We start from the raw sequence: 25,291 nt of genomic DNA on the forward strand, positions 1-25,291 counted from the left end.
GTAGTGGGATACTCGATATTTAAAATCACTGTCACTGACATTCAGTTCTATGGCTGACAACGATAATCAAAAAACAAAACGGACGATGCTTTGATGAGTTGACGTCTGTTTTTCTTTTCGATGATTAGACGTGCAAGCAAGAAGAAACCAAAAGTTTACGCACATTAGTATTTTCCATAGAAATGCGAGAATTTTCTGATAAGTCATGTTATAATAGAACAGACTACACGAAAGGGATAAAAATTTATGACTTTAGTTTATCAATCAACACGTGACGTAAACAATACAACGACAGCTAGCCGAGCTATTTTGCAGGGATTGGCAACAGATGGCGGTCTCTTTACTCCAATTTCTTATCCTCAGGTAGAGTTGGATTTTGCAAAACTAAAAGACGCTTCCTATCAAGAAGTAGCAAAATTAATTTTATCTGCTTTCTTAGATGATTTCACAGATCAAGAGCTAGACGATTGTATTGCCCATGCTTACGATAACAAGTTTGATACGCCGACCATTGCTCCCTTAATCAAGCTAGATGGTCAGTACAATTTAGAGCTTTTTCATGGTTCGACCATTGCTTTTAAGGATATGGCCTTGTCCATCCTTCCGCATTTACTGACGACTGCAGCGAAAAAGCATGGCTTGGAAAATAAAATTGTCATTCTGACGGCGACTTCTGGCGACACGGGTAAGGCAGCTATGGCAGGCTTTGCAGACGTTCCTGGGACCGAGATTATCGTCTTTTATCCGAAAGACGGTGTCAGCAAGGTTCAGGAGCTGCAAATGACGACTCAGACAGGGGACAATACTCATGTAGTAGCTATTGAAGGGAATTTTGATGATGCTCAGACCAATGTCAAGCAGATGTTTAATAACGCTGTGCTTCACAAAAAACTAGCAGAACACAAGTCGCAATTTTCTTCCGCCAACTCCATGAATATCGGGCGCTTGGTGCCGCAGATTGTTTATTATGTCTATGCCTATGCACAATTGGTCAAAACCGATCAGATTCGAGCTGGTGAAGCAGTCAATTTTTCTGTTCCAACTGGAAACTTCGGTAATATCTTGGCAGCCTACTATGCTAAACAAATAGGTCTTCCAGTTGGCAAGTTAATCTGTGCTTCCAACGAAAATAATGTCTTGACAGATTTCTTTAAAACACATATCTATGATAAGAAGCGCTGTTTCAAGGTGACATCTAGCCCGTCTATGGACATTTTAGTTTCTTCAAATCTAGAGCGCTTGATTTTCCACCTGTTAGGAAATAATGCCGAAAAGACAGCAGAGTTGATGACCAATCTCAAAAAACATGGTCAGTATGAGTTGACCAACTTTGACTCAGAAATGCTAGCACTCTTTGCGGCTGAATATGCCACAGAAGTGGAGACCGCGGCTGAAATCAAACGGGTTTATGAAATATCTAACTATATTGAAGATCCGCATACAGCAGTAGCATCAGCCGTTTATCAAAAATATCGGACCAAAACAGGTGACGACACGAAGACAGTCGTTGTTTCAACTGCCAGTCCTTACAAATTCCCAGTTGTTGCAGTCGAAGCTGTGACTGGACAAACCGGACTGAGTGATTTTGAAGCTTTGGCTCAGTTACATGATCTTACTGGTGTGTCAATTCCAGCAGCAGTGGATGGCATCGAAACGGCTGAAGTCCGCCATAAAATGATTGTTGCTGCTGACCAGATGCAGGCAGCAGTAGAAAAGGATTTAGGGCTTTAACCATTTTCAACACTCAGAGGGGACTCACCTGAGAGTTTTCGGCTTGTAAAAGTATATAAACAGTCTATTGCAAGTCTCGTACAGCAAAGGGTATAATCAAAGCAGGAGTTTCATAATGCATGACCACTTATAAAAAGATTTTAAACATAGCTTTGCCAGCCATGGTAGAAAACTTTTTGCAGATGCTAATGGGAATGGTAGATTCGTATTTAGTAGCTAGTCTAGGTCTGGTGGCTATTTCAGGAGTTTCGGTTGCTGGCAATATGATTAGCATTTACCAGGCCATTTTTATTGCGCTAGGATCAGCGGTATCCAGTCTAATTTCTAAGAGTTTAGGAGAAGGAGACCGAGATAATCTAGCTTATCATACTAGTGAAGCCATTAAATTGACCCTGATGCTGAGTGGGTTTCTGGGACTTTTCTCGCTTGCTTTTGGACGGCAAATATTGGCTTGGTTGGGAACGGAGCCTGCAGTCGCTAATGCAGGTGGTCTCTATCTCGCTTTAATCGGAGGAACAATTGTTCTTTTGGGAATGATGACAAGTCTAGGGGCTTTGGTTCGAGCGACCAGTAATCCCCGCCTGCCTATGTATGTCAGCTTTTTTAGCAATCTACTTAATGTTCTTTTTTCCAGCATTGCAATTTTTATTTTCCACATGGGAATTATTGGAGTGGCATTGGGAACTATTTTAGCTCGTCTGGTGGGCGTCTTCATTTTATGGAAAGAATTGTCACTACCTTTGGCGCATTGGAGTTGGAAGCCAGATTGGGAACTGCTGCGCTTATCTCTGCCAGCTGCTGGGGAACGATTGATGATGCGAGCCGGGGATGTTGTGATGATTGCTATTATTGTTAAGTTCGGGACAGATGCCGTCGCAGGAAATGCTATTGGAGAGGTTCTGACCCAGTTTAACTACATGCCGAGCTTTGGTGTCGCTACTGCAACAGTCATGTTGGTAGCTCATGCAGTGGGACAAGCAGACTTTCAAGCAGTTAGGAGGCTGACAAAGCAGACGTACTGGTTATCTCTAAGCCTCATGTTACCGATAGCTCTGTTTCTTTTTGGGCTTGGGCAGCCGTTAACACAACTTTATACAACTGACGGTGGTGCTGTTCAGGCTAGTTTGTCTGTTGTTCTGTTTTCACTTTTGGGAGTGCCTATGACATCAGGAACAGTCATCTATACAGCTGTTTGGCAAGGGTTGGGCAATGCTAAGCTGCCTTTTTATGCCACGACGGTTGGTATGTGGCTCATTCGCATTGTAGCAGGCTATTTTCTGGGGGTAACGCTGGGCTTGGGCTTATCTGGAGTTTGGACGGCTACTCTTTTGGACAATAGCTTTCGCTGGCTATTTTTACAAATACTCTACCAACGGAAAATGAGGGAGCGAACATGACAAGAGCTTTTATTTGGGATTTGGATGGAACATTACTAGATTCCTATGACGCTATTTTGGCGGGGATTGAAGAAACTTATACTCACTATGGATTGGACTTTGACCGAGAGGGTAGCCATGCTTATATTTTGCGGCATTCTGTTCAAAAATTGCTGGAAACAGTTGCAGTAGAAAAAGGCTTGAATGCAGAAGAGATGAATCGATTTAGAGGGCAAAGCTTGCAAGAGAAGAATGCTCAAATTAAGCTTATGGATGGTGCTAAGACAATTCTTGCTTGGGCGCAGGAAGCAGGTATTCAGCAGTTTGTTTATACCCACAAGGGGGAAAATGCCTACCAAGTTTTAGCTGATTTAGATATTTTGGATTATTTCACAGAAATTGTGACGACTGCTAATGGATTTGCAAGAAAACCTGATCCAGAAGGGGTGGATTATCTGGTGGAAAAATATCAGTTGAATAAAGAAATGACTTACTATATCGGTGACCGAATGCTAGATGTAGATGTTGCCTTTAACAGCGGTATTCAATCCATCAATTTCTGTGATTACCGACCAACGATCAATCAAAAAATCAATCAGTTAGTAGATATACAAAAGATAATCCGTTAAAGGGAAGCAAAATGGTTGCTTTTCTTTTTTATAGTCCACAATTGACTTGTCAATAGTTGACGAATCACCAAAACTAAAAAGGAGAACTAGGGTTCCATTCATCACCTACTATATCAACTACATTCAACGGAACAGGCTATCACGCAATTCTTTGCGTAATGAGCTTAACGTGGCATTTTTGATGAATCATATTCCGTGTAATCAGGCAGCTGTGCAAGAAGTCTTGAAAATTGATCCCGCGCAGTATTGCCCCAGCATTTCAGGCTCTTAGAAGGGCATGGATATGTTCAACGAAGTCGCAATCCCAAAAATAAACGAGAGATTAGATGTAATGAATCTTGTAAAAAAGCAACTTTTACAGGATTCACCGAGTCCCCATGTAGGTGTCCAAAATGAAGGCAGTCCTCGTCTAGAAATTGTGACTCTTTGTGTTTGGTCTGTCATTGGTATCGCAGGATATGGTGCAGTAACAGCTAATAAGAAAATCATCTTGATCCAAGGAGGTCCCGCTATTTTAGCTATTTTAAGTATTTTATTGTTTAAATAAGGCTAGCATTAACCTTTATAAAAGTTTAAGTGAATCACTATTAACGTTTTGTGCTCTAAATGATTTATTACTTCATTTTTCTCTAGAATAAATAGCTCAAAAGCGTTATAATGAAAGTGGAAAGATTCTCATATATGGAGGTGTCAAGATGGACGAATTGAAAAAAGTTTTGCTGGCAGGGATTGGATTGACTTCCATGACCTATGATAAAGCTAGTGAATTTGTCAAAGAATTGATTGCCAAAGGTCGCTTAACGGTGGATGAAGGCAAGCAACTTCAGTCAGAATTAAAGCGCAAAGCAAAAGAACAAACCGCTGAAAGTCAAGTTGAACAAATAGATAATGTATATGCAACCAAGCAAGATATTGAACGATTAGAAGACAAACTAGACCAATTGCTTAAAGGGCTTTCGAAAACAGAAGAATAGTCTTCCATGATAACGCAGTCACAACTTTATAAAGACTGCGTTTTTTGCTAAACTAAAAGCAGGATTTGAAAGAAAAATTGACAATTATAAATAGAAGGAGGATAACTTTATGGCAAACAAACGCTTACGAGAGATTCTAACAGCCTTTAGTGCTGTTGGTTGGTCCAATCTGAAAGATCGAAAGAAGCCACTGGACGAGAAAAAAGCTCCTAAGCAATTGCGAGAAGCTTTTGAGCAACTAGGACCCAGTTTTGTAAAAATTGGTCAAATTTTGTCCACTCGCAGTGACTTATTGCCAGAAATCTATATCAAAGAGTTAAGCAAGTTGCAAGATGACGTCAAACCTTTGGACAAAGAGACCGTCATGGTTGCGATTGAAGACGAGTTAAAACGCCCAATTGAGCAACTTTTTTTAGACGTCTCGCAGGAACATTTAGCAAGTGCTTCCGTCGCACAAACTCACCGTGCTGTTTTGTTAAATGGCGATGAAGTTGTGCTGAAAATTCAGCGTCCGCATATTCAAGAGCAAATTACAGAAGACATTGCGCTCTTGATTCGCCTAGCTCGTCATTTTCCTAAGCATTTGCTGCCTATGGTGGATTTGCCAAAGATTCTACAACAGTTGCAGACCACTCTCTTGAACGAAATTGACTTTCGCAATGAAGCTAAGTACATGGACGAATTTGCTCGCTACAATCAAGAGATTCCTTGTGTTGGCGTGCCAAAAGTCTATCCAGACTTTACTACTCCACACTTAATTGTGGAAGAATACATTCCTGGCGTCCGCATCAATCAATATGCTGTTTTACAAGAAGCGGGTTACGATTTGGCAGATATTGGTCAGAAACTCATGTTGAGCTTTATCAAGCAGGTATTTAAAGATGGCTTTTTTCATGGTGATCCACATCCAGGTAATCTTTTAATCTATGAAGGAAAGATTTATTTTATTGATTTTGGAATTACAGGGGAATTGGAAACGGGTTTTCGTGTGTCTCTAAATGACATGCTGTCTAGTTTTACGACACAAGACATTGATTCGATGACACAGGCTATTCTAACAATTACGACTACTAGTGAACCAATCAATAAATTGCAATTAGAGCAAGATATTGAGCGCATGTTAACCAAATACGGTAATTTAGAGTTGGGCTCCTTGTCGATTACAGATATGTTTGAGGATGTGGTGGCGATTTGTAGGCGTCATCATTTACAAGTACCTTCTCAGATGGCAATTTTAGAAAAAGCCGCTTTGCAAATTGAAGGTCTTTTTCGCGAGCTAGCTCCTAATATCAATCTGATGACCTTAGCCAAGCAATATTTCCTTGAAAATATGAAATCAGATATTTTACACCAAACCTTGAGTTATGATTCTTTCTTAATCGAACTACTCTATTTGCTGCGGCATGGGAAAAGCATTCCAAGACGGCTCCACCAGCTAGTGGAGCAGGTGGTGAATGGTCGCTTGGTTGTTAATCATGACTTGATAGACTACAATCAACGATTTCGTCGTATCGAATCTTTGACCAATCGTCTTGTACTAAGCCTTGTCTTTCTGGCTTTATTATTGACAGGGGGCATGTTAACCTTCAATCCGGAGCTGTTGCTTTTAGCGAGAAGTCTTTTTGCTTTAGCAGGATTGGTGTTGATATGGATTTTTTATCTGATTATCCAGTCCACAAAAAAATAACATAAAAAGAAAACGAGATAACTTGAATTATTGAAAATTACAATCTATCTCGTTTTCATCATTATTAAAAGCCTATACAACGATTGTATGTTGTAAGCTTATTATCTAAGATTAGGAATCTTATGAACCGCACCCCAAAAGTTAGACATAAAAAATCTAACTTTTGGAGGCAGTATAATCTTATCCTAGTCTTTTTCTTTACCTTCTAAACTATTTGTAACGATCAGTTTGTCATTAGAGGAAGTTTGCTTGAAACAAACATAGTCTGTGAGAGGGAAATGAATCAACTTTAAAAAGGTTTCTGCAAATTGTTCAGGAGGGGTAGGTTCAGGTTGGGTAATCCAAATTTCGATAAAGATCAAAATTCCTCTAACAAGAACTTGAGCAGCCTTTTCTTTTGGAATGTTTAATTTTTGATAGTCAATCGTAATATGCTGTTCAATCCATTGTCCATAGGTATTTCGTAAAAATTCCCTCCAATATGGATCTGCTGCTGTTGTAAAAAGACAGCTGATTTGTTTTCGGTGGGTGTATAAGATAGGAATCACTACCTCTGCAAAAAAGACAAAAGGATCAGGATAAACTTTCTTATCATAAGTTTGAAAAATCATTCGAAATTCAGCATCAAGTTCTTTATGAATATAGTCTAGAATTTCATGATTTCCATTGAAATGACGTTTGTAAATGGCTTGTCTTGAAATTCCAGCCTTTTTGGCAATTTCTGCTAAAGAAAAATGAATTTTATTTGGATGTTCCATAGCAAGCTCAAAAAAAGCCTCTAGAATTTTTTCTCTCGTATTAAGTACCATCTTGCTCCCTCCTTATAAATATTCTAATTTAAAAAATATATGTAGTCTAGCAAAATCATCGGAAAAAGTTTACGTTTTGTAAACCACCTGCACTATCCTGTTGTATATCAATGGGGTGTTTAAAACTTTACAGTTTGTCAAGAAATAGAACTAAAATATAGAGCATTTTGATTGAAAATACTATGAGGTAGTTGATATAATGGTATTAGTGGAGTTTTGTACTTTTGTACAAAGTCCTGAAAAACCATAGAAAGGAAATCGTCATGATTAAAAAAGCGATGAATCTTGTTGGGGTTGCATTATTGCTGGCTTCAACAATCTTATCACCAGCTAGTGCTGTTGCTCAGACATTGTCGAATCAATCTTCTACAGTGACAACTCAGTCATCTCCGAAAACAGGAACGACTGAACAGCCAACGTCTCCTACTGAGTCAACGCAAAAGGCAGCAGATACTAGTTCTAGTCAGGGGCAGCAGCCTGCTACTGAGAATAAAGCGGAAGCTAATTCAAATGAGCAGGAAAATAAGCCAAGCACCTCAAAAGAAGAAAGCTCTGATGCTAGCCAAGTAAAAGAAGATACATCTTCACAAAAAGCTAGTAAGGTAGAGGAAAAGAGTGAGACTCAGCCAGGAGCTCCACCTGCTGCTAAAGATACTAAAGATACCCAAGCAGCTCCTAAAACAAAAAGGGCAGCAAAAGAAATAGACGCGATTACGAAATTTAGTATTACAGATAAAGACGGGAAACCATTAAACAAACCGTTGCAACAATGGGAGCGGTTTAAAATAAATGGAACATTTACCTTACCTAATAATGAAGTTCAAGAGGGTGACTATACAACAATAACTCTTCCAAAGGAACTTGTTCTTGAAAAATCTTCTGATTTTGATATTGTAGATAAAAACGGTAATGTTGTGGCTCGTGCAGCTGTTGATGCAGAGAATCGAACGTTAAAGTTGACCTATACAAAATATGTTGAAGACAAATCAGATATCAAGGGTAGCTTTTATTTTTATACTTATATTAATCATCATATCGTAAAGGAAAAGAAAAAAGTTCCAATCGAAATTGCAGTTAATCGAAAAGTGATTAAGGTGGGAGAACCAGAATTTGGAGGTCCAAATCCGCCATCACAAGATAATTTGATAAAATCGGGTAATTTTCAATCGGACAGTACCATCACCTATGATCTTGTCGTGAATTCGTCAGGGAAAGCAATCCGTGATGCAAAAGTAACAGATATTTTAACAACACCGAAAATTTCCTATATTAGAAATAGTTTTAAAATTTACAAAGGGAAATGGGTTATTAAAGACAATCGTTGGGTTTTGCAAAACAGAACTGATGTTACAAGTCAATTTACAGTAGAGTTTCTATCTGATTCATCATTTTCTATCAGGTTAGGTAATATAAAAGCTGGTGAAGGCTACCATGTTATCTATAATGCGAAGCCAAACTATAAATTACAAAATGGTGAAATTATTAAAAATACTGCGACTCTTTGGTCAAGTCAAACTAAAATTGTAGAAACGATTCGCCCAAACATGTATCTAGAGGCGGGCGGAAGTGCAGAAGGCTATGTTTATTCTATAACCTTGCATAAAAAAGATGAAACCTCTGGAGCATCTTTGGCAGGAGCAGTCTTTAGAGTAACACGTGATCGGAATGGTGCTGTTGTAGGAGACTTCACTACGGATAGTACAGGAAAAGTCACGATTCCTAATTTGCTGAAAGATAATTATACTATTAAAGAAATCAAAGCGCCAGATGGTTATCAGTTAACAGGCAAAGAAATTAAGGTTAAACCAGAAGACTTTGGAACAACTAAATCCATAACAAAAGATATCGTCAATAAAAAAATTGAAAAAGTATTTACACAATTACAAATTGAGAAAGAATTAATTGGTCGGAAACTTAAAGATAGAGAATTTGAATTTGAATTGAAGAAAGAGGGAGACCAAAATCCAATTCAAACAAAAACAAATGATGTCAACGGTAAAGTAACATTTGATCCAATTAACTATACTGAAGAAGGTACGCATAAGTACATTATTTCTGAAAAACGCAAAGTAAACCCTGAAAAAGGGATTAATTATGATCCGAACGATATCTATGTGACAGTGGTTATTTCAAGAGATGCGTCTGGTAAGTTAGTGTCAACTGTCAAGTATGAAGGTATTGATGGCCAAGGTGGTAGAGAAGAAAAGAATAAGTTCACAAACTATTACCTTCCAGAGAAGACAAGCACAAAACTTTCTGTAACTAAGAAATTAATTGGTCGCAAACTTCAAAAAAATGAATTTGAGTTTGACTTAAAAGAAAATGGGCAAGTTCTCCAAACTGTAAAAAATGCGGCTGATGGTAAGGTTCAATTCAAAGAGCTTGAATATACTAAAGCAGGAACCTATCATTATACCATTAGTGAAAAGGCTGGTGATGTTCCAGGAGTTGAATATGAACCGAATCTTATCTCGGCAACTGTAACTGTCGAAGATAAGGGAGGAAAACTTGAAGTTACAAAGGTCACTTATTCGAAAGCTGGTGAGGAGACGAAGGCTCCAACCTTTATCAACCAATACACTCCAGGAAAGACTTTCGCTCGATTAGAAGTGAACAAAGTTCTGACAGGTCGTCAGCTACAAAAAGACGAGTTTGAGTTTGAGTTGACTGGTAAGGAAGATCATATTCACCAAACGAAGAAAAACACTGCAGATGGGAAAGTCCAGTTCGATCGGATTGAATATACTAAAGTAGGTGAATACCATTACACTATTAAAGAAAAAAACAATGGTCTAGGTGGCATCACTTATGATTCGAAAGAAATAAAAGTTACTGTCAAAGTTACAGATGACGGCAAAGGGAAACTGAATTCTGAAATTTTCTATGAAAATAATGATCAAACTTTCAAGAACACATACTCAGCTACTAAAACAAATATACAACTCTCCGTTAAGAAAGTATTGACTGGTCGCAAACTGAAAGCGCAAGAGTTTGAGTTTGATTTGGTTGATAATACTGAAGTTAGTCCAACTGTTGGTAAAATCTTGCAAACTGTTAAAAATAACGCCAATGGTGAGGTCAATTTCAAATCATTGGAATATACTAAAGCAGGAACTTATGAATATTTTATCCGAGAGAACAAAGGTTCTGCACCAGGAGTTACCTATGACCAAAAATTTATCACGGTAACAGTAGAAGTCAAGGAGAAATCCGGTAAACTTGAAGTTAGCAAAGTGACTTATATGACAGATGGAGAAGAAATTAAAAAACCAACTTTCAATAATCGCTATACTCCAGTTAAAACATCTGCTAAGTTAGAAGTGAAAAAGGTTTTAACAGGTCGTCCTCTTCAAGAAGGTGAATTTGAATTTGAACTCAAAGATCTACAACGAAATAAAAAGATTTTAGAAACTGTAAAAAATACGGCTGATGGTAAGGTTCAATTCAAAGAGCTTAAATATACTAAAGCAGGAATCTATCATTATACCATTAGTGAAAAAGCTGGTGATGTTCCAGGAGTTGAATATGAACCGAATCTTATCTCGGCAACTGTAACTGTCGAAGATAAGGGAGGAAAACTTGAAGTTACAAAGATCGCTTATTCGAAAGCTGGTGAGGAGACGAAGGATCCAACCTTTATCAACCAATACACTCCAGGAAAAACGTTTGCCCGATTAGAGGTAAATAAAATTCTGACAGGCCGTCAGCTACAAAAAGACGAGTTTGAGTTTGAGTTGACTGGTAAGGAAGATCATATTCACCAAACGAAGAAAAACACTGCAGATGGGAAAGTCCAGTTCGATCGGATTGAATATACTAAAGTAGGTGAATACCATTACACTATTAAAGAAAAAAACAATGGTCTAGGTGGCATCACTTATGATCCGAAAGAAGTAAAAGCTACTGTCAAAATTACAGATGACGGCAAAGGAAAACTACATTCTGAAATTGTCTATGAAAAAAACGACACTACCTTCAACAACACCTACACCACTCAAGCTACTTCTGCAACCTTCGATGTAACCAAGGAGTTAACGGGTCGCAAACTGAAAGCGCAAGAGTTTGAGTTTGAGTTGAAGGAAGATGGTAAGCCAGATGTTCTTCAAACGGCTAAAAATGATGCCAAAGGAAAAGTTCAGTTCCAAGCTATTAACTACGACAAGGCAGGTGAGTACCACTACACCATTACAGAAAAAAATAATGGTCTGACAGGAGTTACTTATGACTCGAGCAAAGTCAAAGTCACAGTTAAAGTAACGGATGATGGTAAAGGGAAGCTAAGTGCTTCCGTGACTTATGACGGTGGTAAAAAGACCTTTAAGAATACGTTCACACCAAAAGAAATCACAGTGCCACTGCAGGTGACAAAAGCCTTAACGGGTCGAAATCTACAAGATGACGAGTTTGAGTTTGAATTATACGATGGACAAAACAAGCTACTTCAAACAGTTAAAAATAAAGCAGATGGTACGATTCCTTTCAAAGCTCTTAAGTTCACCAAGACTGGTCTTTACAACTACCTTATCAAAGAGAAAGCTGGTAAGGTTCCAGGTGTTGGCTACGATAAACAACCAATTAAGGTTACCATTCGTGTTCAACAGGAAGAGGATGGACAGTTGATTTACAATATCGTCTACCTCGGTCTTGACGAGAGCGGTAAGAATCAAATTTCTAAACAAAGCTTTACAAATAAATATACTGCCAAAGGTACCGATGCTACTTTCTCTGTCACGAAGAAATTAACCGGACGTGCTTTGAAGGATGGCGAGTTTAGTTTTGAACTGAAAGAAGACGGCAAGGCAGACGTTCTTCAAACCAAGAAGAATGATAAAGATGGTAAGGTTCAATTTGATGCAATCAAGTATCAAACCGTTGGTACTCACAAGTACACCATTACAGAGAAAAACACAGGATTGGGTGGTGTGACTTACGACACCAAGACCATCAAGGTAACAGTTGAAGTCACCGATAATGGTAAAGGTCAGCTTGTTTCAAAAGTAACCTATGAAAACAATGACCAAACCTTCAACAATACATACTCTAGTCAAAAGGTTAGTGCACAACTAGGCGTGACTAAAGAACTGACAGGTCGTGCATTAAACGACCAAGAGTTTGAATTTGAATTAGTCGGATCTGATGACAACATTCGTCAAACGAAGAAAAATGCAGCAGACGGTCGTGTTACTTTTGATGCGATTGACTATACAAAAGTTGGCACTTATCATTACACCATCAAAGAGAAAGACAATGGCTTAGGTGGTGTGACCTATGATAAGAAAGAAATCAAAGCGACTGTCAAAGTTACTGATGATGGCAATGGTCAGTTAGTTGCCCAAGTATCTTATGATACAGCTAATCCAACCTTCCGCAATACTTACCTTGCTAAGGAAACAACTGCGACATTAGAAGCGAACAAAGTGCTAACTGGTCGCGACCTAGAAGCGAATGAATTTGCCTTTGACTTGATTGATCCAAACGGTAAAGTGGTTGAAACCGTTAAGAACGCTAAAGATGGTAAGATTTCATTTAAAGAGTTGGCATTCAAAACAACTGGAACCTATACTTATACCATTAAAGAACAAGCTGGTGCTTTAGGCGGTGTGAAATATGACACCAAAGTAATTAAAGCAACAGTCACTGTCACGGATGATGGTAAAGGTCAACTACATGCAACAGTTGCTTATGAAAACAACCAAAACACCTTCACGAATACTTATTCAGCAGATAAAGCCACTGCAACTCTTTCTGCTAAGAAGCTATTAGAAGGTCGTAACCTCAAAGAAGGGGAATTTGAATTTGAACTGACTGGTACAGACGATCAAGTTCGCCAAACGAAGACAAATGCACAAGATGGTAGCGTCACTTTCGATACCATTGAGTATACTAAGGTGGGTACTTATCACTACACCATCACCGAAAAAGATACGAAACTCGGTGGTGTGAAATATGACACCAAAGTGATCAAAGCGACTGTCACTGTTACAGACGATGGTCAAGGCCGCTTAGTGACAAAAGTTTCTTATGAAAAAGATGATCAGACCTTCAAGAACACTTATTCCGCTGCAAAAACAAACGCACAACTCTCTGTTAAGAAAGCCTTGACAGGTCGTGCTTTGAAAGATGGCGAGTTTGAGTTTGAATTGAAGGGCTCAGATGATAAAGTTACTCAAAGCAAGAAGAATGCTCAAGACGGTAGTGTCACTTTCGACACCATTGAGTACACAAAAACTGGCACTTATCATTACACCATCACTGAAAAAGATACAAAACTTCAAGGAATCACTTATGATAAGAAAGTCATTAAAGTTACAGTTGAAGTAACAGACGATGGCAATGGTCAGTTGCACGCTAAAGTAAGTTACGACAAGAACATCAAGACATTTGAAAATCGCTATACTCCACCGAAGAAGGGCTTACCTAAGACAGGTACTGTCATTCATACGTTAGCTATTTTCATTGGACTCATTGTTTTGGCTGGTGCAGTTTATCTTATTAAGAAAAAATCTTGATAGAATTAAGCTTGTAGGAAAAATATAAGTCTAAAATTGGAAATCTAGTGAGAATCCTCATGAAACATGTAGAGTCTCATTAGGTCTCCTTTTTTTGAGCTCAAAAAGAGAAAAAAGAATATAGATAAATGCTTCAAAAAGATGTATAACTATAATTATCTCAAAATACAGCATTTTAGGAGGTGTCTATATGGATCAAGAAGATCTGTTTTGGATAACGATTAGTTCTTATTACTATTTGTATATCGTTTATTCTCTATTGGTGGATCAAAACTTGTTTCGTGAGATTCAAGATACGGACTTGCATCTGGTATATAAGTATTCTGCTTGTCCTAAAACAAGTGTTTTCATACGTTGCTGCATGAAAAGTTTGTTTTATGTTGCCTTGCCTGTTTATCTCTTTTTAAACCGAACGCGTTATTATCAAGCTAGAGGTGAGGACGGGAAGCATCTGCACAAGCACGATTTTCTGTATCGCTATAGTGTTTACTTCACTTTTCCGCTGATTATTACTCGTATCATGGTTTATCTAGCGCAAGATGACACGAACGAAGTCGTCAATACGGTATCTAATCTATATTACACATTGATTTATCGGATTCCTTATTTTCAGTTATTATTTGCTTTATTTGTAGTGTATTTATATATTGTTGTGGCACATTATGTAGATAAAAGGTGTTTTCGATTTTACTTTATCAGCAATATAATGACAATTGTGGGCTCTCTTATCTTTATTATTCAATTTCTCGTTGGCTTCTATTTTTATTTTTTAGAGAGTGTTCCAGATGGGTTGAAGATTTTTTCTTTTTATTATGGAACAGTCCTAGCTTTAGAAAAGTTTTTGGCATGGTTAGTTATTTATATAGGCAATCACAACTATGGAGATCATTTGAGACAGTATGGTTTATATCAGAAAAAGAGATTGCTAGATTCACAGGCGATGAAACTTGTTCACTCTTTTGGAATGTGGATGATAAGTTTGTGGTTGTCTTTAAGGACACGGTTTGCTTTGGTTCTGCTAGCGGTGACTTCCATAAACCTATCTCGTATTATAGGATTTTTATCTAGAGGGAGTTTTCGCTGTGCAATGTGGCAGCTACTATCTATTTTTATTTTGTATCCAGCTTTATTTTTCCTTTTACCCATTTTCTTTCTTTATATTTTTCCGACGGATTCAAGCGATTCTCCGATAGGAAGTTACCTACTCATTCGAAAAACGGAAAGTCAAACGATTTATTATTCAACTCCATCTTTAAAAATATTTTCTAAAGGTCAAAAATTGCTCTATCGGCAGCAATTGTTTTTGTTGGTAGACAGCTGGGTGAGTAAGAAGAATGTTCACTATTTGCGGTATCATTCGGTAGAAACAGGAGTCACGTATTCTTTCATTTGGCAGCCACATACAAATTTGTTACGCTTGAATGGAGAAACATCGCAGGAGTTTATTCGAGATGGAACGAAAGATTATATTAAAAATTTGTCCAAGGATTCAATTACAAGTTTAGAAGGAACAGGATATGAAAAATGGGAACGACCAAAGGAAGAGTTGGAGCCATTTTCATGGCAAAAGCGAACGCGAAAGAAGCTATATAAAGGCTTGAGGTAATACTCGAGCCTTTCTGATGAAAAAGACACTGAAATTTTCACTTGACTCTTATTTTCTTTATGATATACTTAACTAGTAAAGAATTAACTGGTTAATCAGAAAGGGAGTAAAATGAGTCGGTTAGCACATGAAATTGATCGTTTTTTAAATGAAATCATTTTAAAATCTGAGAATCAACATGAGATTTTGATTGGATCTTGCACGAGTGGCATGCCATTGACTAATACTCAAGAGCATATTTTGATGTTGTTGTCTGAGGAATCTTTGACAAATTCAGAGTTGGCGAAACGTTTGAATGTCAGTCAGGCAGCGGTTACAAAAGCCATTAAGTCGTTGATTAAGCAAGAGTTGTTGGAGCCATTTAAAGATGTGAAAGATGCGCGCGTCATTTTTTATCGTTTGACAGAATTGGCGAAGCCTGTTGCAGCTGAACATCAACACCATCATCACCATACGATAGAAATCTACGAAAAAATTGCCAATCAGTATAGTTCTGATGAGCAAGTCATCATTCAAAAATTCTTAGAAACCTTAGTAGGAGAAATCGGAAGATGAGGTATATCACAGTTGAAGATTTGTCTTTTTATTATGACAAAGAGCCTGTGTTGGAGCATATTAACTACTTTTTAGATAGTGGCGAGTTTGTAACCTTGACGGGAGAAAATGGTGCTGCAAAGACGACCTTGATTAAAGCTAGTCTCGGAATTTTACAGCCTCGATTTGGCAAGATCACTATTTCTAAGACAAATACGACTGGTAAAAAGTTGCGGATTGCTTATTTGCCGCAGCAAATTGCTAGCTTTAATGCAGGCTTTCCAAGTACTGTCTACGAATTTGTAAAATCGGGTCGTTATCCACGAAAAGGTTGGTTTCGTCGTTTAAATGCTCATGATGAGGAGCATATTAAAGTCAGTTTAGATGCAGTTGGTATGTGGGAAAATCGTGATAAACGGATTGGCTCGCTGTCAGGTGGGCAAAAGCAGCGGGCAGTGATTGCACGAATGTTTGCTTCAGATCCGGATATTTTTGTCTTGGATGAGCCAACAACAGGGATGGATGCAGGCAGCAAGGATGAATTTTATAATTTGATGCACCATAGTGCTCATCGGCATGGCAAGGCTGTCCTGATGATTACACATGATCCAGAGGAAGTCCGAAAATATGCAGACCGCAATATCCATTTAGTGCGAAATCAAGATTCGCCATGGCGCTGCTTCAACGTTCATGAGAGTGACAAGGAGGTGAGCCATGTTTAATTTACTAACTTATGATTTTATGCAACGGGCTTTTCTGGCTGTGATTGCTATGAGTTTGTTCTCACCTATTTTAGGAACGTTTTTAATTCTACGTCGTCAAAGTTTGATGAGTGATACACTTAGTCATGTGTCGCTTTCAGGAGTTGCATTTGGCTTGGTATTGGGTATTTCACCTACAATTTCAACAGTCATTATCGTGATGATTGCGGCAGTTTTTCTAGAGTATCTGCGCACTATCTACAAAGATTTTATGGAAATCGGAACAGCCATTTTAATGTCGACAGGACTTGCTATTGCTTTGATTGTGATGAGCAGGGGCAAAAGCTCCAGTTCCATGAGCTTAGACCAATATTTGTTTGGCTCTATTGTTACGATTAGTACGGAGCAGGTGATTTCGCTGTTTGTTATTGCGGCGATTGTACTTGTGTTGACTTTTCTCTTCATTCGGCCAATGTATATTTTGACCTTTGATGAAGATACAGCCTTTGTGGACGGTCTACCTGTGCGTACTATGTCTATTCTATTTAATATCGTGACAGGTGTTGCCATTGCTCTCATGATTCCAGCGGCAGGTGCGCTGTTGGTATCGACCATTATGGTGTTGCCGGCAAGTATTGCTTTACGGCTTGGGAAAAATTTCAAATCTGTTATTCTATTAGCTAATTTTATCGGATTTGTAGGTATGATTGCTGGATTGTATATTTCTTACTATGCTGAAACGCCAGCCAGTGCAAGTATTACGATTATTTTTGTTGGTGTATTTTTACTAGTGAATCTATTAAAAAAATTTATCAAATAGGAGTGAAAAATGAAGAAAATTGGTCTATTAGTAGCAAGCTTACTAAGTCTCTTTTTAGTGGCTTGTTCCAATCAAAAAAGCGCAAATGGGAAGCTAAATGTTGTGACAACATTTTATCCAGTTTATGAGTTTACTAAGCAAGTGACAGGTGATACTGCTAATGTTAAATTGCTAATCGGTGCAGGGACAGAACCACATGAATATGAACCTTCTGCTAAGGCGGTTGCAACGATTCAAGATGCAGATACTTTCGTTTATGAAAATGAAAACATGGAAACTTGGGTGCCAAAATTGCTTAAAACCTTGAAAAAAGGTAAAGTGAATGTGGTGAAGGCGACTGGGAAGATGTTGCTACTGCCTGGTACAGAAGAGGAAGGAGATCATGATCATGGTAAAGAAGGACATCATCATGAATACGATCCTCATGTATGGTTATCACCAAAACGTGCTATTAAAATGGTGGAAAATATTCGTGACAGCTTAAGTAAACGCTATCCCGATAAGAAAGCGACTTTCCAAAAGAACGCAGCAGCTTACATTAAGAAATTAGAAACTCTGGATAAAGAATATACAACTGGTTTAGCAAATGCAAAACAAAAAAGTTTTGTGACGCAACATGCTGCTTTTCGATATCTTGCATTGGATTATGGTTTGAAACAAGTTCCTATTTCAGGTCTTTCACCAGATAGTGAGCCTTCAGCAGCGCGTTTGGCTGAATTGACAAAATATATTAAGAAAAACAATATTAAGTATATCTATTTTGAAGAAAATGCTTCTCAAGCATTGGCTTCTACATTGGCAAAAGAAACAGGTGTGAAGTTAGATGTCCTTAATCCGCTTGAAAGTTTGACTGAAAAGCAAACAAAAGATGGAGCAGACTACATTTCCATCATGCAATCAAACCTGAAAGCTTTGAAAAAGACGACAGATCAAGCTGGTACTGAAATTTCTGCTGAAAAAGAAAAAAATACAAAGACTGTACAAAATGGCTACTTTGAAGATAGTGCTGTCAAAGACCGTACGTTGTCTGACTATGCAGGTCAATGGCAATCCGTTTATCCATATTTGCAAGATGGAACTTTAGACCAAGTCTTTGATTACAAAGCAAAATTAAGCGGTAAGATGACAGCTGCTGAGTACAAAGCGTATTATGAAAAAGGCTATAAGACAGATGTGTCTCATATCAATATCACAGATAAGACTATGGAATTTGTAGTCAACGGACAAAAGAAAAAATTTACTTACAAATACGTTGGTAAGCATACATTGACTTATTCTAAAGGCAATCGTGGTGTGCGTTTCATGTTTGAAACAACGGATAAAGATGCTGGAAAATATAAATATGTGCAATTCAGCGACCATAATATTGCACCAACGAAAGCAGCACACTTCCATATCTTCTATGGTGGTGAAAGCCAAGAAGCACTTTTCAACGAATTAGAAAATTGGCCAACTTACTACCCAACTAAGCTGAGCGGACAAGAAATTGCCCAAGAAATGCTGGCACATTGATGAAGATGTAAGAGCGTAAAAACGTTCAGAAATTAGTCAAAGTTAGGATTGTTTTTATGCAAAATAATGAAAATCGAGTTGAGCAATCTTCTCGATTTTTTGCTTGACAATTTCCGGTTACAGATGTAAACTATAAAGGAATCAAAAATTACAATTGTAATCATAAGAGAGATGAGAGAATGGAGCAACAAAATATCAGTAGGGCAGAATGGCAAGTTATGCGCGTGCTCTGGGCGTATCCTCATAGCCGGAGTACCGAAGTGGTGGAACGTTTAGAAGCTGATTTTGATTGGAAACCAGCTACTGTTAAAACCTTGCTGAATCGCCTGAAAACCAAAGAGTTTATTTCAATGGAAAAGATTGAAGGGAAATTTTACTATGATGCATTGATTTTAGAAGATGAGCACTTGGAAAATAGTTGGCGTACCTTGCTTGACAATATGTGTAACACCAAGTATGGCGATTTAGTGGTTTCTATACTAGAAAGTAATCAATTTAGTCAAACGGATTTGTCTCGTATCCTAGATGTTGTAAAAGAAAAGCAGGTACAAGCACCTAAAAGAGTTCAATGCAATTGTCCGCTGGGTCAATGTACTTGCGGCGTGCATTGTCAAGATGAAATGAATAAATCCAAAATGGCGGAGTAAGAAATGGAAAATGATAAAAAAGAGTATAAATTGTCTGGAATGACTTGTGCAGCCTGCGCGATGACTATTGAAATGGTAGTCAAGGAACTTTCAACGGTAGAAGACGCTACTGTGAACTTGGCTACGGAAAAATTGACAGTTCTTCCCAAAGAAGGATTTGCAAGTGAGCAAGTCTTAGAGGCTGTGAAAGAAGCTGGCTACCAAGCGGCAGAAAAAGGAGAACAAAAGCAGTCTGATTATGCAAAACAGGTCGCAGAAAAGAAAGAAAAAGTACGCCAAATGGCGAGTCAGATTTGGTTTGCGGCAGGAGCAACTGTGCCACTTCTTTATATTTCAATGGGGAGCATGATTGGTTTGCCGTTTCCTTCCTTTTTGGATCACACGGTGCATCCCATTGCTTTTGTATCGGCGCAGCTTTTCCTTACTTTACCGGCTATTTGGGTAGGCTGGGGCTTTTATGTGCGTGGCTTTCGGAATTTGGCGAAACGGCATCCGAATATGGATAGTTTGATTGCTGTAGGAACGAGTGCAGCCTTTCTTTATAGTTTGTACTCGGTCGTTCAAGTGTTATTTGGGCATCATACTTTTGTACACCAATTGTATTTTGAATCAGTTGGTGTGATTATCACTCTTGTTTTACTGGGGAAATATCTGGAAGACAATGCCAAAGGACGAACCTCACAAGCGATTCAAAGTTTGATGAGCTTAGTACCCAATCAGGCAACTGTGATCCGTTATGGCGAAGTCGTAACAATTGATACGGAAGACATCAAGGTGGGAGACATTGTGCGAATTAAGCCGGGAGAACGCATGCCGGTTGACGGTGTGGTTATATCTGGACAAACCTATGTAGATGAGTCTATGATGACAGGTGAAAGTGTTCCTGTTGAAAAAAATGCCGGAGATGTGATTACGAGTGCCACTATAAATCAAACGGGTTCTATTGATTATAAAGCAACCAAAGTCAGTTCAGACACGACTTTAGCTCAGATTGTTCATTTGGTAGAGGAAGCGCAAGGGTCAAAAGCGCCTATTGCGGCTATGGCAGATAAAATCTCGCTTTACTTTGTGCCACTTGTCTTAGGCTTGGCAGTTTTAGCAGCTCTGTTGTGGTACTTTCTGGCGGGAGAGAGTTTGCAATTCTCACTTTCTATCTTTATTGCGGTGTTGGTCATTGCTTGTCCTTGTGCGCTTGGCTTAGCTACTCCGATGGCTATTATGGTAGGTACGGGAAAAGGAGCTGAAAATGGTGTCTTGATTAAGTCTGGGGAAGCTCTTGAAGCGGCTCATTTGGTAGATGTTATTGTTCTAGATAAAACAGGTACGATTACAGAAGGAAAGCCCAGTTTGACTGATGTACTGACTTTTAGCACTATTTCGCGAGAGGCTTTACTTAGTTTGGTAGCAAGTAGTGAGCAACATTCAGAGCATCTGCTAGCAATTGCCGTTTTGCAAGCAGCTCAAGCAGAAGACTTATCTTTGGCGCCGGTAACAGATTTTCAAGCGATTTCAGGTAAAGGAATTATAGCCCAAGTAGAAGCGCAAGAAGTGTTGATTGGGAATGAAAGTCTGATGAGACAATACCAAATTGAGCTTGGAGAACATATTTCTGATTTGATTTTCTTATCACATCAAGGAAAGACAGCTATGTTTGTCGCTTTGGATAGGCAATTGGTTGGGCTGGTAGCAGTCGCTGACCAAATCAAAAAAAATAGTCGTGAAGCTATTGCAAAATTGCAAAAAATGGGCTTAGAAGTGGTGATGTTGACAGGGGATCGTGAGGAAACAGCTCAAGCCATTGCAAGAGAAGCTGGTGTCGATCAAGTGATTGCAGAAGTATTTCCAGACGGCAAAGCAGATGTCGTAAGAACTTTGCAAACTCAAGGAAAGAAAGTTGCTATGGTAGGTGATGGGATTAATGATGCACCTGCTCTTGTACAGGCCGAAGTTGGGATTGCCATTGGTTCTGGAACCGATGTGGCTATTGATTCAGCCGACATTGTCTTGATGCATAGCGACCTTTTAGACGTGGTGACAGCCATTCGACTTAGTCAAGCCACGATTAAAAATATCAAAGAAAATCTTTTCTGGGCCTTTGCCTACAATACTCTAGGAATACCGGTCGCAATGGGACTCTTGCATGTATTTGGCGGTCCGCTGCTTAATCCTATGTTAGCTGGTCTTGCCATGAGCTTTAGCTCGGTTTCTGTCGTCACCAATGCGCTACGTTTGCGGCGCTTTAAAATAAAATCATAAAAGGAGAATTCATCATGAAACAAATCATCACTTTAGAAAATATATCTTGTCAAAATTGCGTAAAACACGTCACTGAGCACTTTCTGAAAATGGAAGGTGTATCGGATGTTCAAATTGATTTAGATACAAAGGTTGCTACTGTAACCACGGATCACATTTACAGCGCAGAAGACTACCAAGCAGCACTTACTAAAACAATTTATAAAGTTGTTGATGTTGCATAATTAAAAACGGATAGGCAAATATACTGACGCCTGTCCGTTTTTAGTTTTCTTTCTTTAATCCCTCTTCAAAACTTTCGGAAAAGGCTTCAATACTTAGTTTTTCAAGTGTAAAAGGATGTGTGAACGTTAAGCGATGAGCATGGAGCATGAGACGCTCTGTATTTTGCGAATTGTACAGTGGATCACCAATGATAGGATATCCGTGGTGAGCTAGATGTACCCGAATTTGATGAGTTCGTCCAGTTTTAAGCTGGCACTTGATGAGGGTATTGTTTCCAATCTCTTTGAGCTTGGTGACCTGTGTTTCAGCGTATTGACCGTTCTTGTGATCCACCAGACGTTTTCTGCGATCATGACGATTGCGTCCGATTTTATCCGTATAGATTTGATGTTTTTTTGGGAAAGTTCCTTGTACCAAAGCCCAATATTCGCGAGAAATTTCTTTGTTTTCTAGCAATCGATTTAAGATTGGCAGGATAAATGGATTTTTAGCAAAAAGGACAGCCCCACTAGTTTCCTTGTCCAAGCGATGAACGACATAGCACGTACTTCCAACATAAGCAGAGACATGATTTAAAAGCGCCAGCTCTGTCGGTTCATTGGCATGTGTTTTCATACCTTCAGGTTTATTGACAATGATGATGTGTTCATCTTGATATAATTCTTCCACAAGATCAGCTTTTCCTACTAGAATGAACTTTTTCGGATAATCTTCTTCGTCAAAAATCAATGTAATTTTATCATGTGGGTGGATAATGCTCTGCCAGTTAATCGGTTTTTGATTGACGAAGACATGTTTTTTGATACGCAAAAAATGGCGAATCTTCCGTGGAATCAGAAACTGTTCTTCCAGCAGTTCTTTGACTGTCATCTCTGGCAGACCTTGTGGAATCGTAATTGTAAAATGCATGATTTTATTGTAACAAAATAGTAGATGATTGCAAATAGTCAGCTAACTCTTGAACAATTTCTTAAAGTTTTCTAAACTACAAGCCTAATGAGAGGTCCTTTCTTGTCTGGATATGGAGAAGGTGATAGAATAGGGATATGAAAAAATTGAGTGAATTATTTGAAATAGTAGTGAATCATTTTAAAAAGGACAGTCCTGAGTGCAACCATCAAGAGGTGACAGAGGTAGAAGAAAGCGAATCACATTTGAGCCGTTCTGGGAAAAGCCGAAAAAAGCCAATTTCTCAGCATCCATTTCGTCAATTTTGGCGTCGCTATCACCTGACGAAGATTGTTTTGATTCTGGGACTTGGTTTTGGTTTGGTGACAGGGGGCTATCTCTTTTATGTTGCCAAATCCACTAATGTGAATGATTTACAGAATGCGTTGAAAGCAACGACATCAATTTATGATAAGGACGGAAAAAAAGCGGGCAGCTTGTCAGGGCAAAAGGGAACTTACGTAGAATTGTCCAAAATTAGTCCGAACTTACAACATGCCGTCATTGCGACAGAAGACCGTTCCTTTTATAAAAATAGTGGTATTAACTACGGTCGTTTTATTCTAGCAATTTTAACGGCTGGGCGTTCTGGTGGTGGTTCTACCATTACACAACAATTAGCTAAAAATGCTTACTTATCTCAGGATCAGACCATTGAGCGGAAGGCAAAAGAGTTTTTCCTAGCTTTAGAATTAACTAAAAAATATAGTAAAAAGCAGATTCTCACTATGTACCTCAATAATTCTTATTTTGGAAATGGTGTTTGGGGTGTAGAAGATGCCTCTAAAAAGTACTTCGGCGTATCTGCCAGTCAGTTGACCCTCGACCAATCTGCTACTTTAGCAGGAATGCTCAAAGGACCGGAACTATATAATCCGCTTGCTTCTATCAAAAACGCAACGAATCGACGCAATACCGTTTTACAAAATATGGTAGCAGCAGGTTATATCAATCAAAATACTGCAAACCAAGCAGCAGCAAATGGTTTAGGTAGTCAATTGGTAGATGCTTATACAGGAAAATCGGCAGATTATCGTTATCCGTCTTACTTTGATGCGGTTATCAATGAAGCAGTGCGAGATTATGGCTTAACAGAAGCTGATATTGTCAATAACGGCTATCGCATTTACACAGAGCTCAATCAAAATTACCAAGCTAGCATGCAAGTCATTTATGACCGTAAAGATTTATTTCCACAAGCAGCAGATGGTACGAGGGCCCAATCTGGCAGCGTAGCACTAGACCCTAAAACGGGAGGAGTTCGTGCGCTTGTTGGGCAAATCAATAGTACCAGTGCCAATTTTAGAAGTTTCAACTATGCCACACAATCTTCAAGAAGTCCGGGCTCTACCATTAAGCCCTTGGTTGTGTACAGCCCCGCAGTTGATGCAGGTTGGTCTATCAATAAAGAATTGGATAATAGTACAACAACGTATGGAAATTATACCGTGAATAACTATGCTGGGATTCAATCCAGTCCGACTGTACCAATGTATCAGGCTTTAGCACAATCCTTAAATATTCCCGCAGTTGCGGCTGCCAATGAATTGGGGCTGAAAAAGGTTTTTGAATATGGTAAAAAATTTGGCCTGAATATGGATAAAGTGAGTCAGACCCTTGGGGTAGCTCTTGGTAGTGGCGTAACAACTAATCCACTGCAAATGGCACAAGCCTATTCTACTTTTGCAAATAATGGGGTTATGAATGATGCGCATTTGATTACCAAAATTGAAAATGCTAGTGGGCAAGTCGTTAAAACTCATAAATCTACCTCGACTCGAGTACTCAACCGCTCAACAACAGAAAAAATGACGAGTATGATGCTGGGAACATTTACCAATGGTACTGGTGTGTATGCAGCACCTTATGGCTATACTATGGCTGGAAAGACGGGAACGACAGAAACTAACTTTAATCCAGATTTATCAGGAGACCAATGGGTTATTGGTTACACGCCAGATGTGGTGATTAGTCAGTGGCTGGGTTTCCCAAAGACAGATGAAAATCATTATCTTACAGGCACCAGTGCCAATGAAGCTTCAGCTATTTTCCGAAGTGTGGCAAATAGTATCCTACCGTATACAAAGGGTACGAAGTTCGGTGATGAAAATGCCTATGCAAAAAATGGTATTGCACCGGTTGATACGAGTGGTACAAATAACACTACGAATCAAAGTGACAATCGTTCAGATGTCTTGAAAGATGTGCAGGATAAAGCTAAGAACTTGGTTGACCAAGCTAAAAAAGCAATTGATGATGCTAAAATTCCTGAAAAAGCGAAAAATCTTTGGGATACAGTCAAGAGTTGGTTCCAATAGACTTGTCAA

At 38.8% G+C, this 25,291-nt stretch carries 17 protein-coding genes and 1 pseudogene; 16 read left to right on the plus strand and 2 right to left on the minus strand.

The genetic code is table 11. The features are described 5' to 3' along the window. Window positions 1–246: 246 nt before the first annotated feature. From thrC to SCSC_RS00580, 6 genes and pseudogenes are all read left to right on the plus strand, one after another. The gene (gene thrC / locus SCSC_RS00555) at window positions 247–1,731 is read left to right on the plus strand and encodes a threonine synthase (RefSeq protein WP_006270375.1); all 1,485 of its coding nucleotides are present in this window, start codon (window positions 247–249) and stop codon (window positions 1,729–1,731) included. Between the two features lie 119 nt (window positions 1,732–1,850). Further along, window positions 1,851–3,128 (plus strand): MATE family efflux transporter, encoded by a 1,278-nt coding sequence (locus SCSC_RS00560; protein ID WP_006270390.1) that lies wholly within the window; start codon window positions 1,851–1,853, stop codon window positions 3,126–3,128. Next, entirely contained in the window at window positions 3,125–3,736 is a 612-nt protein-coding gene (locus SCSC_RS00565; RefSeq protein ID WP_006270384.1) for an HAD-IA family hydrolase, read from the plus strand. Before SCSC_RS00560 ends, SCSC_RS00565 begins: the two co-directional genes overlap by 4 nt. Window positions 3,737–4,136: 400 nt before the next feature. Then, a pseudogene (locus SCSC_RS09490) lies at window positions 4,137–4,283 on the plus strand (DUF1304 family protein); the annotation flags it as partial. A gap of 148 nt (window positions 4,284–4,431) precedes the next feature. Next, window positions 4,432–4,710, plus strand: a complete 279-nt coding sequence (locus tag SCSC_RS00575) for a phasin family protein (RefSeq protein WP_006270381.1) — start codon at window positions 4,432–4,434, stop codon at window positions 4,708–4,710. Window positions 4,711–4,819: 109 nt separating this feature from the next. After that, window positions 4,820–6,397, plus strand: a complete 1,578-nt coding sequence (locus SCSC_RS00580; RefSeq protein ID WP_006270397.1) for an ABC1 kinase family protein — start codon at window positions 4,820–4,822, stop codon at window positions 6,395–6,397. Window positions 6,398–6,582: 185 nt separating this feature from the next. On the opposite strand, the gene SCSC_RS00585 is transcribed toward SCSC_RS00580, so the two are convergent. After that, window positions 6,583–7,206 (minus strand): TetR/AcrR family transcriptional regulator, encoded by a 624-nt coding sequence (locus SCSC_RS00585; RefSeq protein ID WP_006270368.1) that lies wholly within the window; start codon window positions 7,204–7,206, stop codon window positions 6,583–6,585. Window positions 7,207–7,469: 263 nt separating this feature from the next. Here SCSC_RS00585 and SCSC_RS00590 point away from each other — a divergent pair, with 263 nt between their 5' ends. From SCSC_RS00590 to SCSC_RS00630, 9 genes are all read left to right on the plus strand, one after another. Then, window positions 7,470–13,715 carry a Spy0128 family protein gene (locus SCSC_RS00590; RefSeq protein WP_172459560.1) on the plus strand — a complete coding sequence of 2,082 codons (6,246 nt, stop codon included), beginning with the start codon at window positions 7,470–7,472 and terminating at the stop codon, window positions 13,713–13,715. 190 nt (window positions 13,716–13,905) lie between these two features. Further along, the gene (locus SCSC_RS00595) at window positions 13,906–15,321 is read left to right on the plus strand and encodes a hypothetical protein (RefSeq protein ID WP_006269698.1); all 1,416 of its coding nucleotides are present in this window, start codon (window positions 13,906–13,908) and stop codon (window positions 15,319–15,321) included. Window positions 15,322–15,432: 111 nt separating this feature from the next. Then, entirely contained in the window at window positions 15,433–15,876 is a 444-nt protein-coding gene (locus tag SCSC_RS00600) for a zinc-dependent MarR family transcriptional regulator (protein ID WP_006269708.1), read from the plus strand. Then, window positions 15,873–16,577 carry a metal ABC transporter ATP-binding protein gene (locus SCSC_RS00605; protein ID WP_006269725.1) on the plus strand — a complete coding sequence of 235 codons (705 nt, stop codon included), beginning with the start codon at window positions 15,873–15,875 and terminating at the stop codon, window positions 16,575–16,577. The genes SCSC_RS00600 and SCSC_RS00605 overlap by 4 nt, the downstream gene beginning before the upstream one ends. After that, the gene (locus tag SCSC_RS00610; protein WP_006269729.1) at window positions 16,570–17,376 is read left to right on the plus strand and encodes a metal ABC transporter permease; all 807 of its coding nucleotides are present in this window, start codon (window positions 16,570–16,572) and stop codon (window positions 17,374–17,376) included. The genes SCSC_RS00605 and SCSC_RS00610 overlap by 8 nt, the downstream gene beginning before the upstream one ends. A gap of 9 nt (window positions 17,377–17,385) precedes the next feature. Continuing rightward, the gene (locus SCSC_RS00615; RefSeq protein WP_006269706.1) at window positions 17,386–18,888 is read left to right on the plus strand and encodes a zinc ABC transporter substrate-binding protein AdcA; all 1,503 of its coding nucleotides are present in this window, start codon (window positions 17,386–17,388) and stop codon (window positions 18,886–18,888) included. A 179-nt stretch (window positions 18,889–19,067) separates the two neighbouring features. Then, window positions 19,068–19,535 (plus strand): CopY/TcrY family copper transport repressor, encoded by a 468-nt coding sequence (locus SCSC_RS00620; protein WP_006269709.1) that lies wholly within the window; start codon window positions 19,068–19,070, stop codon window positions 19,533–19,535. A gap of 3 nt (window positions 19,536–19,538) precedes the next feature. Next, complete coding sequence (locus SCSC_RS00625; protein ID WP_006269726.1) at window positions 19,539–21,791, plus strand: heavy metal translocating P-type ATPase; 2,253 nt, start codon at window positions 19,539–19,541, stop codon at window positions 21,789–21,791. A gap of 14 nt (window positions 21,792–21,805) precedes the next feature. Continuing rightward, a complete protein-coding gene (locus tag SCSC_RS00630) occupies window positions 21,806–22,015 on the plus strand; it encodes a heavy-metal-associated domain-containing protein (protein ID WP_006269702.1) in 210 nt (69 codons plus the stop codon). A gap of 40 nt (window positions 22,016–22,055) precedes the next feature. Here the strand turns inward: SCSC_RS00630 and SCSC_RS00635 are convergent, their stop codons facing one another. Then, a complete protein-coding gene (locus SCSC_RS00635) occupies window positions 22,056–22,925 on the minus strand; it encodes an RluA family pseudouridine synthase (RefSeq protein WP_006269714.1) in 870 nt (289 codons plus the stop codon). 137 nt (window positions 22,926–23,062) lie between these two features. On the opposite strand from SCSC_RS00635, the gene pbp2a reads away from it, so the two are divergent. Beyond that, the gene (gene pbp2a / locus SCSC_RS00640; protein ID WP_006269711.1) at window positions 23,063–25,282 is read left to right on the plus strand and encodes a penicillin-binding protein PBP2A; all 2,220 of its coding nucleotides are present in this window, start codon (window positions 23,063–23,065) and stop codon (window positions 25,280–25,282) included. Window positions 25,283–25,291 lie beyond the last annotated feature (9 nt).

Source organism: Streptococcus constellatus subsp. constellatus, from assembly GCF_023167545.1.
Taxonomy (GTDB): domain Bacteria; phylum Bacillota; class Bacilli; order Lactobacillales; family Streptococcaceae; genus Streptococcus; species Streptococcus constellatus.

What these genes read in the sequence shown, in the direction of transcription:
- SCSC_RS00585 (WP_006270368.1), bottom strand. Translation starts at nt 7,206, where the DNA reads ATGGTACTTAATACGAGAGAAAAAATTCTAGAGGCTTTTTTTGAGCTT.
- SCSC_RS00610 (WP_006269729.1), top strand. Translation starts at nt 16,570, where the DNA reads ATGTTTAATTTACTAACTTATGATTTTATGCAACGGGCTTTTCTGGCT.
- SCSC_RS00560 (WP_006270390.1), top strand. Translation starts at nt 1,851, where the DNA reads ATGACCACTTATAAAAAGATTTTAAACATAGCTTTGCCAGCCATGGTA.
- SCSC_RS00590 (WP_172459560.1), top strand. Translation starts at nt 7,470, where the DNA reads ATGATTAAAAAAGCGATGAATCTTGTTGGGGTTGCATTATTGCTGGCT.
- SCSC_RS00595 (WP_006269698.1), top strand. Translation starts at nt 13,906, where the DNA reads ATGGATCAAGAAGATCTGTTTTGGATAACGATTAGTTCTTATTACTAT.
- pbp2a (WP_006269711.1), top strand. Translation starts at nt 23,063, where the DNA reads ATGAAAAAATTGAGTGAATTATTTGAAATAGTAGTGAATCATTTTAAA.
- SCSC_RS00600 (WP_006269708.1), top strand. Translation starts at nt 15,433, where the DNA reads ATGAGTCGGTTAGCACATGAAATTGATCGTTTTTTAAATGAAATCATT.
- SCSC_RS00630 (WP_006269702.1), top strand. Translation starts at nt 21,806, where the DNA reads ATGAAACAAATCATCACTTTAGAAAATATATCTTGTCAAAATTGCGTA.
- SCSC_RS00635 (WP_006269714.1), bottom strand. Translation starts at nt 22,925, where the DNA reads ATGCATTTTACAATTACGATTCCACAAGGTCTGCCAGAGATGACAGTC.
- SCSC_RS00620 (WP_006269709.1), top strand. Translation starts at nt 19,068, where the DNA reads ATGGAGCAACAAAATATCAGTAGGGCAGAATGGCAAGTTATGCGCGTG.
- SCSC_RS00575 (WP_006270381.1), top strand. Translation starts at nt 4,432, where the DNA reads ATGGACGAATTGAAAAAAGTTTTGCTGGCAGGGATTGGATTGACTTCC.
- thrC (WP_006270375.1), top strand. Translation starts at nt 247, where the DNA reads ATGACTTTAGTTTATCAATCAACACGTGACGTAAACAATACAACGACA.
- SCSC_RS00580 (WP_006270397.1), top strand. Translation starts at nt 4,820, where the DNA reads ATGGCAAACAAACGCTTACGAGAGATTCTAACAGCCTTTAGTGCTGTT.
- SCSC_RS00605 (WP_006269725.1), top strand. Translation starts at nt 15,873, where the DNA reads ATGAGGTATATCACAGTTGAAGATTTGTCTTTTTATTATGACAAAGAG.
- SCSC_RS00625 (WP_006269726.1), top strand. Translation starts at nt 19,539, where the DNA reads ATGGAAAATGATAAAAAAGAGTATAAATTGTCTGGAATGACTTGTGCA.
- SCSC_RS00615 (WP_006269706.1), top strand. Translation starts at nt 17,386, where the DNA reads ATGAAGAAAATTGGTCTATTAGTAGCAAGCTTACTAAGTCTCTTTTTA.
- SCSC_RS00565 (WP_006270384.1), top strand. Translation starts at nt 3,125, where the DNA reads ATGACAAGAGCTTTTATTTGGGATTTGGATGGAACATTACTAGATTCC.